This window comes from Kribbella endophytica, from assembly GCF_054781295.1.
In genome coordinates this window covers 2998790-3011443 of record NZ_BAAGUR010000001.1, presented here as the reverse complement: position 1 = coordinate 3011443, position 12654 = coordinate 2998790, and the positions used below count along the sequence as shown (strand labels likewise).

Sequence of the window (12654 nt, the reverse complement as noted above, 5' to 3'; positions counted from 1 at the left end):
ACAACGTTAGACAAGTAGGCTAGGCGCGGTGGACAGCCGCGACAAGGGAGATTCCGCGATGCCGGTACGCCGCGACGCGCAGGGCGCTCCGGCGCAGGGCGCTCCGGCGCAGGGCGCTCCGGCGCAGGGCGCTCCGGCGCGGAGCGCCGGGCCGCGCGACGCCTCGTCCCACGTGGCGGCCGGCCTCACCGTGTCCGCGATTGTCGAGGCGGCGTTGGGGGTGATCCGGGTCGATGGGGTGGGCGGGTTGACCATGCGGTCGCTGGCCGAGCGGCTGGCTGTTCGGGCGCCGTCGCTCTACCACCACGTGCGCAACAAGGACGAGCTGCTCGAACTGGTGGCGCGGAACGCGTTCGACGCGTTCGCAGCCGACCGTACGGCGTACGCGGAAGTGCGCACGCTGGACGACTGGATCGCGGTCACCACCTCTGGTTCGCATCGGCTGCGAGGCTTCTACGCCGAGCACCCCGGCCTGGCCGCGCTGATCCAGGCGAAGGCAACGCCGTACCGGGACCTCGGCGACGGCTCGCGAGCCGCCCTCGTCCGAGCGCAGATCGGTGCACTGGTCGCTCTAGGTGTCCCGGAAAGCACAGCCCGAGTAACCTTCGAAACAATCGCCCACTGGACTCTCGCCGCGGTAGCAGCCGACGGCCCGGACAAGTTGTTCGCCGCGGGACTGGACTTGCTGATGCTCGGTGTTCGCTCTCGCCTGCTTGTTGTCGGTGGGCGGGGTTAGGGTCGGATGTATGAGTTACCGCGAGTACCGGGCGCCGGTGGGCTTGGAGCCGCTGGTTGCTTGCTTGTGGGAGAGCGACCCGGTCGCGGGGAAGACCACTCGGGTGATCCCCGATGGCTGTGTTGATCTGGTGTGGCTCGGGGCTCAGCTTGTGGTGGCGGGGCCGGACACCGGGCCTTGGGTGACAGGCCCTGCGACGGAGAACAGCTGTGCGATTCGGTTGCGGCCGGGAGCGGCAGGTGCGGTGCTGGGCTTGCCGGCTTCGGAGTTGCGGGATCTTCGGGTCGGGATCGACCTGGTGTGGGGTGCTGAGGGACGAGCACTCGGCGACGCGCTCGGATCGGCGGATCCGGCGCAGCGGCTGAGGATTCTGACCGAGACCGTGCTGCAGCGGCGGGCGGCTCCTGATCCACTCGCGGTGGCAGCGGCGCGGAAGCTCGCGGAGCCGGCGGCGAAGGTGTCCACGGCGGCCGCGGATCTCGGGATCAGCGAGCGGCAGCTCAACCGGCGGATGCAGAACGCCGTCGGCTACGGGCCGAAGATGCTCGCGCGCGTGGCCAGGCTCCGACGGTTGATCGTGCAGCCGGGCGACGACGCGCTCGCCAGCCGGGCGTTCGCCGCCGGGTACGCGAGCCAGGCGCACATGAACGACGAGGTCCGCCGGCTGACCGGGCTGACGCCGGTCCAGTTCCTGAAGGACGCCACACTCACCGCCGCGTGACCGTTTCCTGAACCACCAGCCGCATGACCGTTCCCCCAATTCCAGCCGCGTGACCGTTTCCTGAAAGACCAGCCGATGCATGCGGCCTAACGTCGTACCCATGATCGACCTCACCGCAGCAGAACAGTTCGTCTTCGCCAACGCTCGCCTGATCGATCGGCACCGGCTTGCCGTCCTCCTGCACGGCGCCCCGACCGACCAAGTCGTCGCCACCCTGCGCGCCTACCGCACCAAGGACGGCGGCTTCGGGCACGCACTCGAACCCGACGTACGTTGCCCAGGCAGCCAAACCTCCGCCGTACTGCACGCACTGGACGTCCTCGCCGGCATCGACGCCCTGGACGATCCGATGGTCGACGAGATCGGCGACTGGCTGACCACCATCACCAACCCGGACGGCGGCATCCCGACCGTCCTGCCGAGCGCCGACGGCTACCCGCGCGCACCCTGGATGGTCCCGGCGCCGGAGAGCGGGTTCCTCACGTACGCGATCGCCGGCAAGCTCTGGCAGGCCGGGTCGAAGCACGCGTGGTTGCCCAAGGCCACCGAATGGTGCTGGACGACGATCGAGCAGGCCGACGGCGTCGGCGGGTACACCGTGAAGTTCGCGCTCGACTTCCTCGACGCCGTACCGGACCCGGCCCGCGCCGCGGCGGCGGTCGAGCGCCTGCGTACCTCACTCGATGCCAACGGCAACCTTCCCGTCGAGGGCGGCACCGAGGACGAGAAGATCACCCCGATCACGATGTCCCCGCACCCCGGTACGCCGAGCCGCGCGCTGTTCACCCCCGAGCAGCTCGACGCGGACCTCGACCGGCTCGCCGCCGAGCAGCACGACGACGGCGGCTGGGACGTCGACTACCTGCACTGGTCCCCCGGCCAGGCCCTCGACTGGCGCGGCATCGCGACCATGAACGCGATCGCCACCCTCCGCACCAACGGCAAGCTTTGACCCAGGAAGCAAACGCTCGCCGCCGACCCGCGCGGCTCCGTACAGTGCGAGCATGCCCACCACTGTCCGCCGCGCCGTCCCCGAGGACGCCGAGCTGGTCCGCACGCTGATCGGCGAGATCGCCGACCACCAGGACGAAGGCCAGTACGTCACCGTTACCGTCGACCGCTTTCGCGAGTTCCTCGCCGACGACACGGTGACCGTCCTCATCGCCGAGTACGACGGGGAGCCCGCCGGCTACGTCTCCGCCGTACGCCGCCTGCACCTGTGGACCGGCGGAGACGTGCTCGGCCTGGACGACCTCTACGTCCGCGAACGCTTCCGAGGCCGGCGCATCGGCGAGCTCCTGATGCTCGAGCTCGCCCGCCAGGTCGCGGCGCCCCACAAGCTCACCATCAGCTGGGGCATGCGCGAGAGCAACGAAGGCGCCCAGCGCTTCTACGCCCGCCTCGGCGCAAGCCTCAAGACCAAGGTCCTGGCGCCCTGGTCGTACGAGGCCTACTCGAAGGACCTCTAGAACAGCCGCCCGGCGCGGACTTCGCTGGGCTCCTCCAGGTCGAGCAGGAGCTGCTTGCGGCGCAGGCCTCCGGCGTACCCGGTGAGCTTGCCGCCCTTGCCGACCACCCGGTGGCACGGGACGACGACGCAGACCGGGTTGTGCCCGACGGCCTGGCCGACCTTCTGGGCCAGTGCCTTGTCGCCGAGTTGCGCCGCCAGTTCGCCGTACGTCGTGGTGGTGCCGTACGGGATCTCGGCCAGCAGAGCCCAGACCCGCTGCTGGAAATCGTCGCCGTCGAGCGCGAGCGGTACGTCGAACGTCCGCCGCGTGCCGGCCAGGTACTCGTGCAACTCGGTCGCCGCCTGGGTCAGCACCGGGTCCCCTTCGGCCGGGACCTCGTCGCCGAGGGTCGTCCGGTCGGGCCGGGTCCAGTGGTGCGGGAAGTAGACGCCCGTCAGCGCGTCACCGGACGCGACCAGCGTCAGGTCGCCCAGCGTCGTACCGACGACCGCGTGCCGGATGCTCATGGTGCTCTCCTCGTCTCGTTGTACCCATGGAACGGGCGAGCGGCCGAGCGTGTGAGGGCCGAAGGGCCGGTCACCCTCCGTACAGGTGGCCCAGGTCACCGAAACCCGTGGCCGGGTCAGGCATCGGCCGCCACTAAGGTGGAGGCGCCAGAACGTAGGCAAACACAGCACGTAGGCACACTGGGAGCGGAGTACACGGTGACTGACCCGACCATCATCTACACCCACACTGACGAGGCGCCGGCACTGGCGACGTACTCGTTCCTGCCGGTCATCCAGGCGTACGCCGGGCAGGCGGGGGTCGCCGTCGAGACCCGGGACATCTCGCTGGCCGGGCGGATCATCGCGCTGTTCCCCGAGCACCTGACCGAGGACCAGCGGATCGCGGACGCGCTGGGCGAACTGGGTGAGCTGGCCAAGACGCCCGAGGCGAACATCATCAAGCTGCCGAACGTGTCGGCCTCGATCCCGCAGCTGAAGGCCGCGGTCGCCGAGCTGCAGAGCCAGGGCTACGCGCTGCCGGACTACCCCGACGAGCCGAAGACCGACGAGGAGCGGGAGATCCAGGCCCGCTACGACAAGGTCAAGGGCTCGGCCGTGAACCCGGTGCTGCGCGAGGGCAACTCCGACCGCCGCGCGCCCGCCTCGGTGAAGAACTACGCCAAGACCCACCCGCACCGGATGGGCGCCTGGACCCCGGACTCCAAGACCAACGTCGCCACGATGGACGCCGAGGACTTCCGCTCGACCGAGAAGTCGGTCGTGATCGCCAAGGACGGCGCGCTGCGGATCGAGCTCGTCGGTGACGACGGTACGACGACCGTGCTGCGCGAGTCGGTGCCGGTGCTGGCCGACGAGATCGTCGACGCGTCGGTCATGCACGTCGCGCCGCTGCGCGAGTTCCTGACCGCGCAGGTCGCCCGGGCCAAGGCCGAGGACGTGCTGTTCTCGGTCCACCTGAAGGCCACGATGATGAAGGTCTCCGACCCGATCGTCTTCGGTCACGTCGTCCGCGCGTTCTTCCCGAAGACCTTCGCGGCGTACGGCGACGTGCTGGCGAAGGCCGGCCTGACCCCGAACGACGGCCTCGGCGGCATCCTGAACGGCCTGGCCGCGCTGCCGGAAGGCGCCGAGATCAAGGCGTCCTTCGACGCCGAGCTGGCCGACGGCCCGGCGCTGGCGATGGTCGACTCCGACAAGGGCATCACCAACCTGCACGTGCCGTCCGACGTGATCGTCGACGCCTCGATGCCGGCGATGATCCGGACGTCGGGCCACATGTGGGGCCCGGACGGCGGGGAGCACGACACGCTCGCCGTGCTGCCGGACAGCAGCTACGCCGGGATCTACCAGGTCGTGCTCGACGACTGCCGCGCCAACGGCGCCTTCGACCCGTCGACGATGGGCTCGGTCCCGAACGTCGGCCTGATGGCGCAGAAGGCCGAGGAGTACGGCAGCCACGACAAGACCTTCGAGATCGCCACCACCGGTACGGTCCGACTGGTCGATGCCGACGGCAACGCCGTACTGGAGCAGGCCGTGTCGGCCGGTGACATCTTCCGCGCCTGCCAGACCAAGGACGCGCCGATCCGCGACTGGGTCAAGCTGGCCGTCACGCGGGCCCGCGCGACCGGCGACCCGGCGGTGTTCTGGCTGGACGAGACCCGTGCGCACGACGCGCAGATCATTGCCAAGGTCAACGAGTACCTGGGCGAGCACGACACCGACGGCCTGGAGCTGAAGATCCTGGCCCCGGTGGACGCGATCAAGCTGTCGCTGGAGCGGATCCGCCGCGGCGAGAACACCATCTCGGTGACCGGCAACGTGCTGCGCGACTACCTGACCGACCTGTTCCCGATCCTCGAGCTGGGCACCAGCGCGAAGATGCTGTCCGTCGTACCGCTGATGGCCGGCGGTGGGCTGTTCGAGACCGGTGCGGGCGGCTCGGCGCCGAAGCACGTGCAGCAGTTCGCGAAGGAGAACTACCTGCGCTGGGACAGCCTGGGCGAGTTCTTCGCGCTGGCCGCGAGCTTCGAGCACCTGGCCCAGACCACGGGCAACGCCAAGGCCCAGATCCTGGCCGACACCCTCGACCGGGCGACCGCGACCTTCCTGAACGAGGACAAGTCGCCGACCCGTCGGATCGGCGGCATCGACAACCGCGGCAGCCACTTCTACCTGTCGCTGTACTGGGCGCAGGAGCTGGCCAAGCAGACCGACGACGCGGAGCTGGCCAAGCTGTTCACCGCCGTCGCCGAGACCCTGGCGAGCAACGAGCAGACCATCGTCGAGGAGCTGCTCGCGGTCCAGGGCAGCCCGGTCGAGCTGGGTGGGTACTACCAGCCGAACGCGGAGCTGGCCGCGGCCGCGATGCGTCCGTCGAAGACCTGGAACGACGCGCTCGCGACGCTTTCCTGATCCATCGCGAAGGGGCGCCCACCGTGATGGTGAGCGCCCCTTCGTCGTACTCAGTGCTCGTGCTGGTACTCCTGCTGGGTCATTTCCTTCAGCTCGTGCGCCGGGGTCCTCACCTTGTTCTGCGAGGCTCCGCCCCCGACGTCACCGCCGCCGAAGCGGACGTTCGCCCAGTTGTTCTGGGTGGTCAGCGTCGTCTTGCCGCCGTCGCGGTTGATGTCGGCCGACGCGGTGTCGACGGTGTCGCCGTCACAGTTCCAGTCGATGCCGAGGTTGGCCGCGCCCGAGGTCCGGGTGGTGTTGTCCGGGCACTTCCACTTGGTCTTCCAGGTCGAGGCGGCGCTGCCCAGGCCGGTCGACTCCTTCAGGCTGGTCTCGGTCAGCGCCGGCGGAGCGAAGTTCGAGTAGCTGAACCAGGCCGCGCCGCTGGTCCGCGGGACGCCGGCGAACTGGAAGTGGTAGTTCATCACGCTCAGGTAGTTCGGCTTGTAGTTCACCGAGTCCGACCCACCGTGGGTCAGGCCGAGGTCGTGGCCGAGCTCGTGGATGAACGTGCCGACGTTCATGTCCTCGGTGACGGTCCAGCTGCACTTCGGGCCCATCGTCACGATGAACGTGTCGTTCGGGATCGCGAACGCGTTGCCGCTGCTGCAGCTGTTGTCGTAGTCGTCGGCCCAGAGCATGTAGTGGAAGACGGCCTTGCGGGCCGAGGCGAAGTTCGCCGACTTGATCGCGTCGGTCTGTTGCTCGGCCGGCTGCAGGTTGCTGTCGTACGGCACCTGGTTGCCGCCGCCGAGGTCGTACGCCGTACCGCGGGCGGAACCGGCGTCGAGGTGGATCCGGATGCCGGTGCTGCCGTCGGGGTTGCTGATCGGCGCGTTCGCGAAGCTCTGGACGATCCGGTCGAGCGCCGCCGTACTGGCCAGGCGTCCGTCCATGTAATCCATCTCGACGAACAGGTCCTTCTTGTTCGGCGTCGCGCCCATCCCGGGCAGGTCGACGTCGACGACGCCGTCACCGTTGGCGTCGTAGCCGCTGGTCTCCCAGGTGTCGGGCAGTGAGTCGCCGTCGGTGTCTGTTGCCGCGGGCACCTTGATCTGGGGTACGGCGGGGGCCTTGGCCTGGGGCGCGTCGTCCGGTGCAACGGCGGCGACGGCACCGCCGGCCGCGGCGGCGACCAGGGCGAACGAGCTCAAAGTGGCGAGCACGAGCGGGCGGGGGCGGAAGGTCATCGGATCTCCTCGGTCCGGTCAGCGGCTGAGAGCAAGCTCCCTCACAGAGCCGCACGACAGTTGCTGCTTACAACCTTCCGCAGCATGTATCCGATCGACCACTCAGCGCAATGGGGATAACCCGAAAGTTTTCGGTTTCGACCCCGTGGAGTGTGCGGGTTGTCACCCGGCGTGAGGCGCCAGGAGGACGCTGAGCGACGTCACCGCGATCCCGGTCAGGCGGGCCCGGCCGATACCGGCCGCGCCGAGCACCTCCAGGCCGCGGGTGACCGCGACGAAGTAGCCGGCGAGCTCGCCCGCGTTCGCGGACCCGTCGACCTCACCGCTGGCCTGGGCCTCCTCGATGCAGTGCTTGTAGATCGCCTCGAGACTCTCGTACGCCGCCAGCGCCGACTGGGCGACCTCCTCGTCCTGGTCGGCCATCTCGACGGCAGCCTTGGTGACGAAGAACCCGGACGGCGCGGGATCGCTGAAGGTGATCGCCATCCGCAGGACCTGGGCCTTGATCCGCTCCAGCGGCGTCGAGGTCTCGCTCCCGAGCTCCTCGTCGACGAGGGCGATCGCCTCGGCGGTCTTCGCCGACAACGCCTTGAGGAACAGCTCGCGCTTGCCGCCGAACGCGTTGTAGAGACTCTGCTTGCCGACGCCGGTCGCGCGGGCCAGGTCGTCGACGCTCGTGCCGCCGTACCCCTGCTTGGCGAAGGTCTCGCCGGCGCGGGTCAGCACGTCGGCCTCCACGAACTTGCGCGGTCGTCCCATGGCACGAGCGTAGCGCGTACTTGACTATTCAGTCTAAAACGCTATTTTTGGACTGTCTCGTCAAAAACTATCTGGGAGATCTCATGAGTACGTTGTCCGTCGTCCAGGACTTCCTCGGCCGGCTCGGCGCACAGGACGCCGACGGCGTCGGCGAACTGTTCGCCGACGACATCGACTGGTACGTCCCCGGCAGCCCGACACTCCCCTGGACCGGCGCCCGCGAGCACGGCTCCGACGTCCCGGTGTTCCTCCGCACGATGTGGTCGCACTTCGTCGCCGGCCAGAGCCAGGTCAGCCCCGACAGCATCGTCATGGACGGCGACACCGCGGTCGTCTTCGCGGAGTTCACCCACACCGCAGCCTCGACCGGCCGAGTCTTCACCACCCCGGTCGCACTGCGCCTGCGAGTCGTCGAAGACCAGATCGTCAAGATGCACCTGTTCGAAGACACCCACGCGGTCAGCTTGGCGTTCGCCTAGGCGCCAGGAGGGCCAGTCGCCCGACAAGAGTGGCTTCGAGGTCGGCGGGCCAAGGAAAGAGGGACGCGGCGACTCGTAGTTGGGCCAGGCCGTGGAGGGCGACCCAGACGGCGGCTGCGTCGGCGGTGGGGGCGGCGCTGGTGGACTCGGCAGCTTCGACGCAGTCGGTCAACGCCTGCTCGAGGACGCCGAACGCGTTCATGCCGAGAGTTTCGATCGCCAGGTCGGGGACGCGTTCGAGGGACTTGGGGGCGCTCCAGACCGCGCCGAACATGGTCCGGTAGCGGTTCGGCTTCTCCTGCGCGTACGCCAAGTACGCCGTACAGATCGCTCGCAGCCGCTCGGCCGGACCGAGGTTCGGCGGTACGGCGCGCAGGTGCGTCTCCAGCTCGGCGAAGGCCTGCTCGGCGACCGCGAGCAGGATCGAGTCGCGGTCGGCGAAGTGCGGGTAGATCGACGGCGCGCTGATCCCCGCCTCGCGGGCGACCGCGCGCAGCGTCACCGCCTGCTCCCCCGCCTCCTGGTCGAGCAACCGTGCCGCGGCGACCACGATCTCGTCGCGCAACTGCCCGCCTTCGCCCCGTCGACTTCGTTTGCGCTGTTCCACGCCGATCACTTTACAGCTGTTAACTCAAAGCGTAAGGTTACAGTCGTAAACTTACATGCGTATCCAGAGGAGCAACTCATGACGACCACCGCTCAGCCCACCGTCGAGTCCACCGCCGTTCGCCGCCCGTCCCGCGCGGTGATCATCGCGGCCTTCGCCATCCCGGTGATGGTCGTCGGCCAGTTCGCGATGCTCGCGATCATCCCGGTCGCCGTGCTGCTCACCGGCACCCTGTGCTCCGCCCGCTTTCGCGCCCTCCGCTGGTGGGCCGCGGCGCTGGCGACGGCGTACGCGATCCCGCTCGCCGCGTGGGCGATCGGCCCCGACCGCGCACCGAGTCTGTCCAAGGACATGCACCCGGTACTCGCCGGCGTGATCGTCGCGGCCTCGATCGCATTCATCGCCGCGTACTTCGTCACCCGCGGACGAGCAGCTCAGGTTCCCGCGCACGACTGACCGGCCACTGGATCACCAGCACGGCGGTGAGCACGACCGCACCGCCGAGGAGCTGGACCGGACTGAGGGACTCGCCGAAGATAGTTGCCGCCAGCAACACCGTGACGACCGGTTCGAGAGTGGACAGGATCGACGCGGCCGACGGGCCGACGCGGGCGAGGCCCGCGAAGAAGGTGAGGATCGCGGCGACGGTGCTGATCACGGCGATCGCGGTCAGCCAGAGCCAGCCGCTCGGCGCGAAGTCGAGGCGCGGACCACCTTGTACAGCGGAGAAAGCGGCGAACGTGCAGGCCGCGCCGGTGCACACCAGAGAGGACAAGGCAACGGGCGGAATCCCGGCGCGATCACCTGCTTGACCGCCGCCGCCGACGCGGTCGCCCGCCAGGATGTAGACCGTGTAGGCAACAGCCGCACCGAACCCCATCGCCGCACCCAACGGATCAAGGCTCCCCGAAGCCGCCCCGCCCAGCACCAACGCCGTACCGGCCGAAGCAATCACCAGCGCGGCAACCCTCCGCACCGAAGCCCGCTCCCGACGCAGCACGATCGCGCCGATCGTCACCAGCGCCGGGTACGCGTACAGGAGCAGCGCGAGCAGCGAAGCGTCGATCCGTTCCAGCGCACCGAAGAACAGACCCGACTGCGTCGCGTACCCGATCCCGCCCATCGCGAGACCGGCGACCAGCGAGCGACGCGGTACGCCGCGCAGCGCGCCCGTCGTACCGGCGACGACGAGCAGCAGGACGGCGGCGACCGCGAACCGCACGAGCAACAGGTCGCCGACGTCGACGCCCGCGTCGTACGCGAGCTTGCCGAAGATCGCCATGGCACCGAAGCAGGCGGCGGACAGGAGACAGAGGAAGGCACCCACGCGACGATGCTCGCAGCGCTCAACTGTTCACGTCCATCTCACGTTTCTGCATGACACCAGATAGCTTTGGTGAACGATGCTCGATCTCCGAAGACTCCGCCTGCTCCGCGAGTTGCACGCTCGCGGCACGATGCACGGCGCCGCGAAGGCCCTCGGCTACACGCCCAGCGCGATCTCCCAGCAGCTCGCCGTCCTCGAACGCGAAGCCGGCGCGAAGCTGCTCGAACGCACCGGCCGCAACGTCCGCCTCACCGACGCCGGCCAGGCGCTCGTCCGCCATGCCGCCGTACTGCTCGACGGCCTGGAAGCCGCCGAGGCCGAGGTCGCCGCGATCGCGGCCGGTCACCCAGCAGGCGTCGTACGGGTCTCGGCCTTCCAGTCGGCCTTCCTCCGCATCGTCGCCCCGGCCGTCGCCGCGCTCGCAGCAAGTCATCCCGGCGTCCGCGTCGAGGTCACCGAAGCCGAGGTCGAGGAGTCGATCCCGGCCCTGCGGCTGCGACAGCTCGACGCGGTCGTCGGCGACGAGTACTCCGGCCAGCCGCGCCCGGTCCACACCGATCTGGCGCGCGAGTCGCTCGTCCGCGAGCAGGTCCGCCTCGTCCTGCCCGAGTCACATCCCCAAGCAGGTAACGCGAAAGTCCGCATGACCGACCTCGCCGACGCCCGCTGGGCCGCTTGCCAACCCGGCACCGGCCATCGCGACATGCAGATCCGCGCCTGCCGCGACCTCGGCCACTTCGAGCCCGACCTGCGCTACGCCTCCGACGACTTCCTCATCCTCGTCGAGATGGTCCGCACCGCCGGCGCTTGCGCACTGCTGCCCGATCTGGTTCTCGGGTACGGCGTACCGGGCGTCGCCGTCCGCCCGCTCGCCGAAGGCCCGATCGACCGCGAGGTCTTCCTGCTCACCCGCGCTACCCGGACCCCCGCGGTGGAAGCCGTCGCCGCCGCTCTGCACCAGGCCGCCACCGCCAGCTGATCCGAACGCTGTCAGCCGTCGCGGCCCTGCCAGGTGGTCACGCAGGCTTCGTTCCCCTCCAGGTCGGCCAGCACCCAGAAAGCGGGCGCACGCGTCGCGGACACCAGCCGGCCCCCGGCCGCCAGCGCTGCCTCGATGCGCCGTGGTGCCTCGTCGTGCGGAACGCAGATGTCGAAGTGGATCCGATTGCGCTGCGGGCGCGCCTGATCCATCTGCTGGAACCAGATGGCCGGCCCCTGCCCGACCGGGTCGATGAGCGGATCCTCCGGTCCCTCGGCACCCGCCTCACCCGTGTAGCCCAGCACCGCCCTCCAGAACCCCCGGATCCCGGCGATGTCCAGTGCGTCGATCGCGATCTCCAGCACCTGGACGGATCGCGGTGCTCCCGTGCCGATCTCGGGCTCCGCCTGCAGCCCGGCCTTGTCCGCGGCGGCAGAGATCCGCAGCGCGAGCTCGACGTCCACGGTGGTCACCGCCGCGTGCTCCACCGACTGCAGAGTGAGGACGACCCGATCGGGGCGTGCATCGACCTGAAGGTGCTGATCGGCGTCGTCGCCGCACACCGCGACGGCGTCTGCCGCCAAGGCGATTGCCCGAGTCAACGACTCGACCGGGACCGACGTACGCAAAGCGCCCAGCAAGAAGCGCCACCCGGCGTCCTGGACCGCGTCCGATGCTTCCTGCCGACTCAAGACCTGTTCCATAGCCACATCCTTTCAGGATCAGCTAGCGGTCCAGGTCAGGGTGTAGCGCCAGAACAGAGCTCGCCTCAGGCGTACGCCGGGGAGGACGCGTTCGGCGGTGAGGGCGATCTCCTCAAAGGATTCCGCCGCCATGGCGGTGGGCGCGGTCATCTGTGTCGGCGTCTCAGTTGCTCGTCGCGGGTGTACGACGGCGCCGACGATCGGATTCAGGACCAGCGAGGCAATCGACCAGGGAAGGTCTGCAGGCGATTCCCGGCTGAGGCCGACGACAACGAGCCGGCCACCCGGGCGCAGCAGCTCGCGCGCCTTCTCCAGCGTGGCTTCCAACGGCAGATGATGCAGCACCGCGACGAAGGTGATGAGGTCGTAGCGGTCCTTGTGGGACTCGTCGAACGGTTGGGACAGGATGCGCACGTTGGCGAGGTCAGCAGTCGTACGCCGAGCCAGCTCCGCGGTCGGGCCATCGGGCTCGATCCCTGTCACCGCGGGCAAGACGCCCGCGAGCCGACGTACGAGATTCCCTGTCCCGCACCCGACATCCAGGGCCTCCGTCCCACCAGCCGCACGGACCCGACGCGCATGGTGGAGTACAAGCGCGGCATAGGCATCGTTGTGAGACCAAGGATGCGCGTCGTTGAACCGACCCACTGTGGACAGCGCTCTCTGGAGGGCGGGAGTCATGCTGCGACAATACCGACGGATCCCCAGCACCAGGTC

General features: G+C 69.2%; 15 protein-coding genes. 8 read left to right on the top strand and 7 right to left on the bottom strand.

Annotated elements, in window-relative coordinates:
• Positions 1-28 precede the first annotated feature (28 nt).
• The 4 genes from ACYVIO_RS14415 to ACYVIO_RS14400 all read left to right on the top strand — a co-directional run bounded on the left by ACYVIO_RS14415 (position 29) and on the right by ACYVIO_RS14400 (position 2926).
• Positions 29-736, top strand: a complete 708-nt coding sequence (locus ACYVIO_RS14415) for a TetR/AcrR family transcriptional regulator (RefSeq protein ID WP_460651246.1) — start codon at positions 29-31, stop codon at positions 734-736.
• 10 nt (positions 737-746) lie between these two features.
• Positions 747-1457: an AraC family transcriptional regulator gene (locus tag ACYVIO_RS14410; RefSeq protein ID WP_460651245.1), complete on the top strand. Its 711-nt coding sequence runs from the start codon at positions 747-749 to the stop codon at positions 1455-1457.
• Between the two features lie 100 nt (positions 1458-1557).
• Positions 1558-2409 (top strand): prenyltransferase/squalene oxidase repeat-containing protein, encoded by an 852-nt coding sequence (locus tag ACYVIO_RS14405; RefSeq protein ID WP_460651244.1) that lies wholly within the window; start codon positions 1558-1560, stop codon positions 2407-2409.
• Between the two features lie 52 nt (positions 2410-2461).
• On the top strand, positions 2462-2926 hold the full coding sequence (locus tag ACYVIO_RS14400; RefSeq protein ID WP_460651243.1) for a GNAT family N-acetyltransferase: 465 nt from the start codon (positions 2462-2464) through the stop codon (positions 2924-2926).
• Here ACYVIO_RS14400 and ACYVIO_RS14395 read toward each other — a convergent pair.
• Positions 2923-3435, bottom strand: a complete 513-nt coding sequence (locus ACYVIO_RS14395; RefSeq protein WP_460651242.1) for a methylated-DNA--[protein]-cysteine S-methyltransferase — start codon at positions 3433-3435, stop codon at positions 2923-2925. The two genes, ACYVIO_RS14400 and ACYVIO_RS14395, sit on opposite strands and share 4 nt — an antisense overlap.
• 198 nt (positions 3436-3633) lie before the next feature.
• Between ACYVIO_RS14395 and ACYVIO_RS14390 the strand changes: the two genes are divergently transcribed.
• Positions 3634-5853 (top strand): NADP-dependent isocitrate dehydrogenase, encoded by a 2220-nt coding sequence (locus ACYVIO_RS14390; RefSeq protein ID WP_460651241.1) that lies wholly within the window; start codon positions 3634-3636, stop codon positions 5851-5853.
• Positions 5854-5903: 50 nt separating this feature from the next.
• Here the strand turns inward: ACYVIO_RS14390 and ACYVIO_RS14385 are convergent, their stop codons facing one another.
• A complete protein-coding gene (locus ACYVIO_RS14385; protein ID WP_460651240.1) occupies positions 5904-7082 on the bottom strand; it encodes a hypothetical protein in 1179 nt (392 codons plus the stop codon).
• A 162-nt stretch (positions 7083-7244) separates the two neighbouring features.
• Complete coding sequence (locus ACYVIO_RS14380; RefSeq protein ID WP_460651239.1) at positions 7245-7841, bottom strand: TetR/AcrR family transcriptional regulator; 597 nt, start codon at positions 7839-7841, stop codon at positions 7245-7247.
• 83 nt (positions 7842-7924) lie between these two features.
• Here ACYVIO_RS14380 and ACYVIO_RS14375 point away from each other — a divergent pair, with 83 nt between their 5' ends.
• A complete protein-coding gene (locus ACYVIO_RS14375) occupies positions 7925-8320 on the top strand; it encodes a nuclear transport factor 2 family protein (RefSeq protein ID WP_460651238.1) in 396 nt (131 codons plus the stop codon).
• On the opposite strand, the gene ACYVIO_RS14370 is transcribed toward ACYVIO_RS14375, so the two are convergent.
• Positions 8301-8927, bottom strand: a complete 627-nt coding sequence (locus ACYVIO_RS14370) for a TetR/AcrR family transcriptional regulator (protein WP_460651237.1) — start codon at positions 8925-8927, stop codon at positions 8301-8303. The genes ACYVIO_RS14375 and ACYVIO_RS14370 overlap by 20 nt on opposite strands.
• A 78-nt stretch (positions 8928-9005) precedes the next feature.
• Between ACYVIO_RS14370 and ACYVIO_RS14365 the strand changes: the two genes are divergently transcribed.
• Complete coding sequence (locus tag ACYVIO_RS14365; RefSeq protein WP_460651236.1) at positions 9006-9383, top strand: hypothetical protein; 378 nt, start codon at positions 9006-9008, stop codon at positions 9381-9383.
• Here ACYVIO_RS14365 and ACYVIO_RS14360 read toward each other — a convergent pair.
• Positions 9343-10254, bottom strand: a complete 912-nt coding sequence (locus tag ACYVIO_RS14360) for a DMT family transporter (RefSeq protein ID WP_460651235.1) — start codon at positions 10252-10254, stop codon at positions 9343-9345. The two genes, ACYVIO_RS14365 and ACYVIO_RS14360, sit on opposite strands and share 41 nt — an antisense overlap.
• Before the next feature lie 76 nt (positions 10255-10330).
• On the opposite strand from ACYVIO_RS14360, the gene ACYVIO_RS14355 reads away from it, so the two are divergent.
• On the top strand, positions 10331-11233 hold the full coding sequence (locus tag ACYVIO_RS14355; RefSeq protein WP_460651234.1) for a LysR family transcriptional regulator: 903 nt from the start codon (positions 10331-10333) through the stop codon (positions 11231-11233).
• Positions 11234-11244: 11 nt separating this feature from the next.
• Here the strand turns inward: ACYVIO_RS14355 and ACYVIO_RS14350 are convergent, their stop codons facing one another.
• Together ACYVIO_RS14350 and ACYVIO_RS14345 are read right to left on the bottom strand one after the other, a co-directional pair.
• Entirely contained in the window at positions 11245-11937 is a 693-nt protein-coding gene (locus tag ACYVIO_RS14350; RefSeq protein ID WP_460651233.1) for a VOC family protein, read from the bottom strand.
• A gap of 18 nt (positions 11938-11955) precedes the next feature.
• Complete coding sequence (locus tag ACYVIO_RS14345) at positions 11956-12618, bottom strand: class I SAM-dependent methyltransferase (protein WP_460651232.1); 663 nt, start codon at positions 12616-12618, stop codon at positions 11956-11958.
• Between the last annotated feature and the right edge of the window lie 36 nt (positions 12619-12654).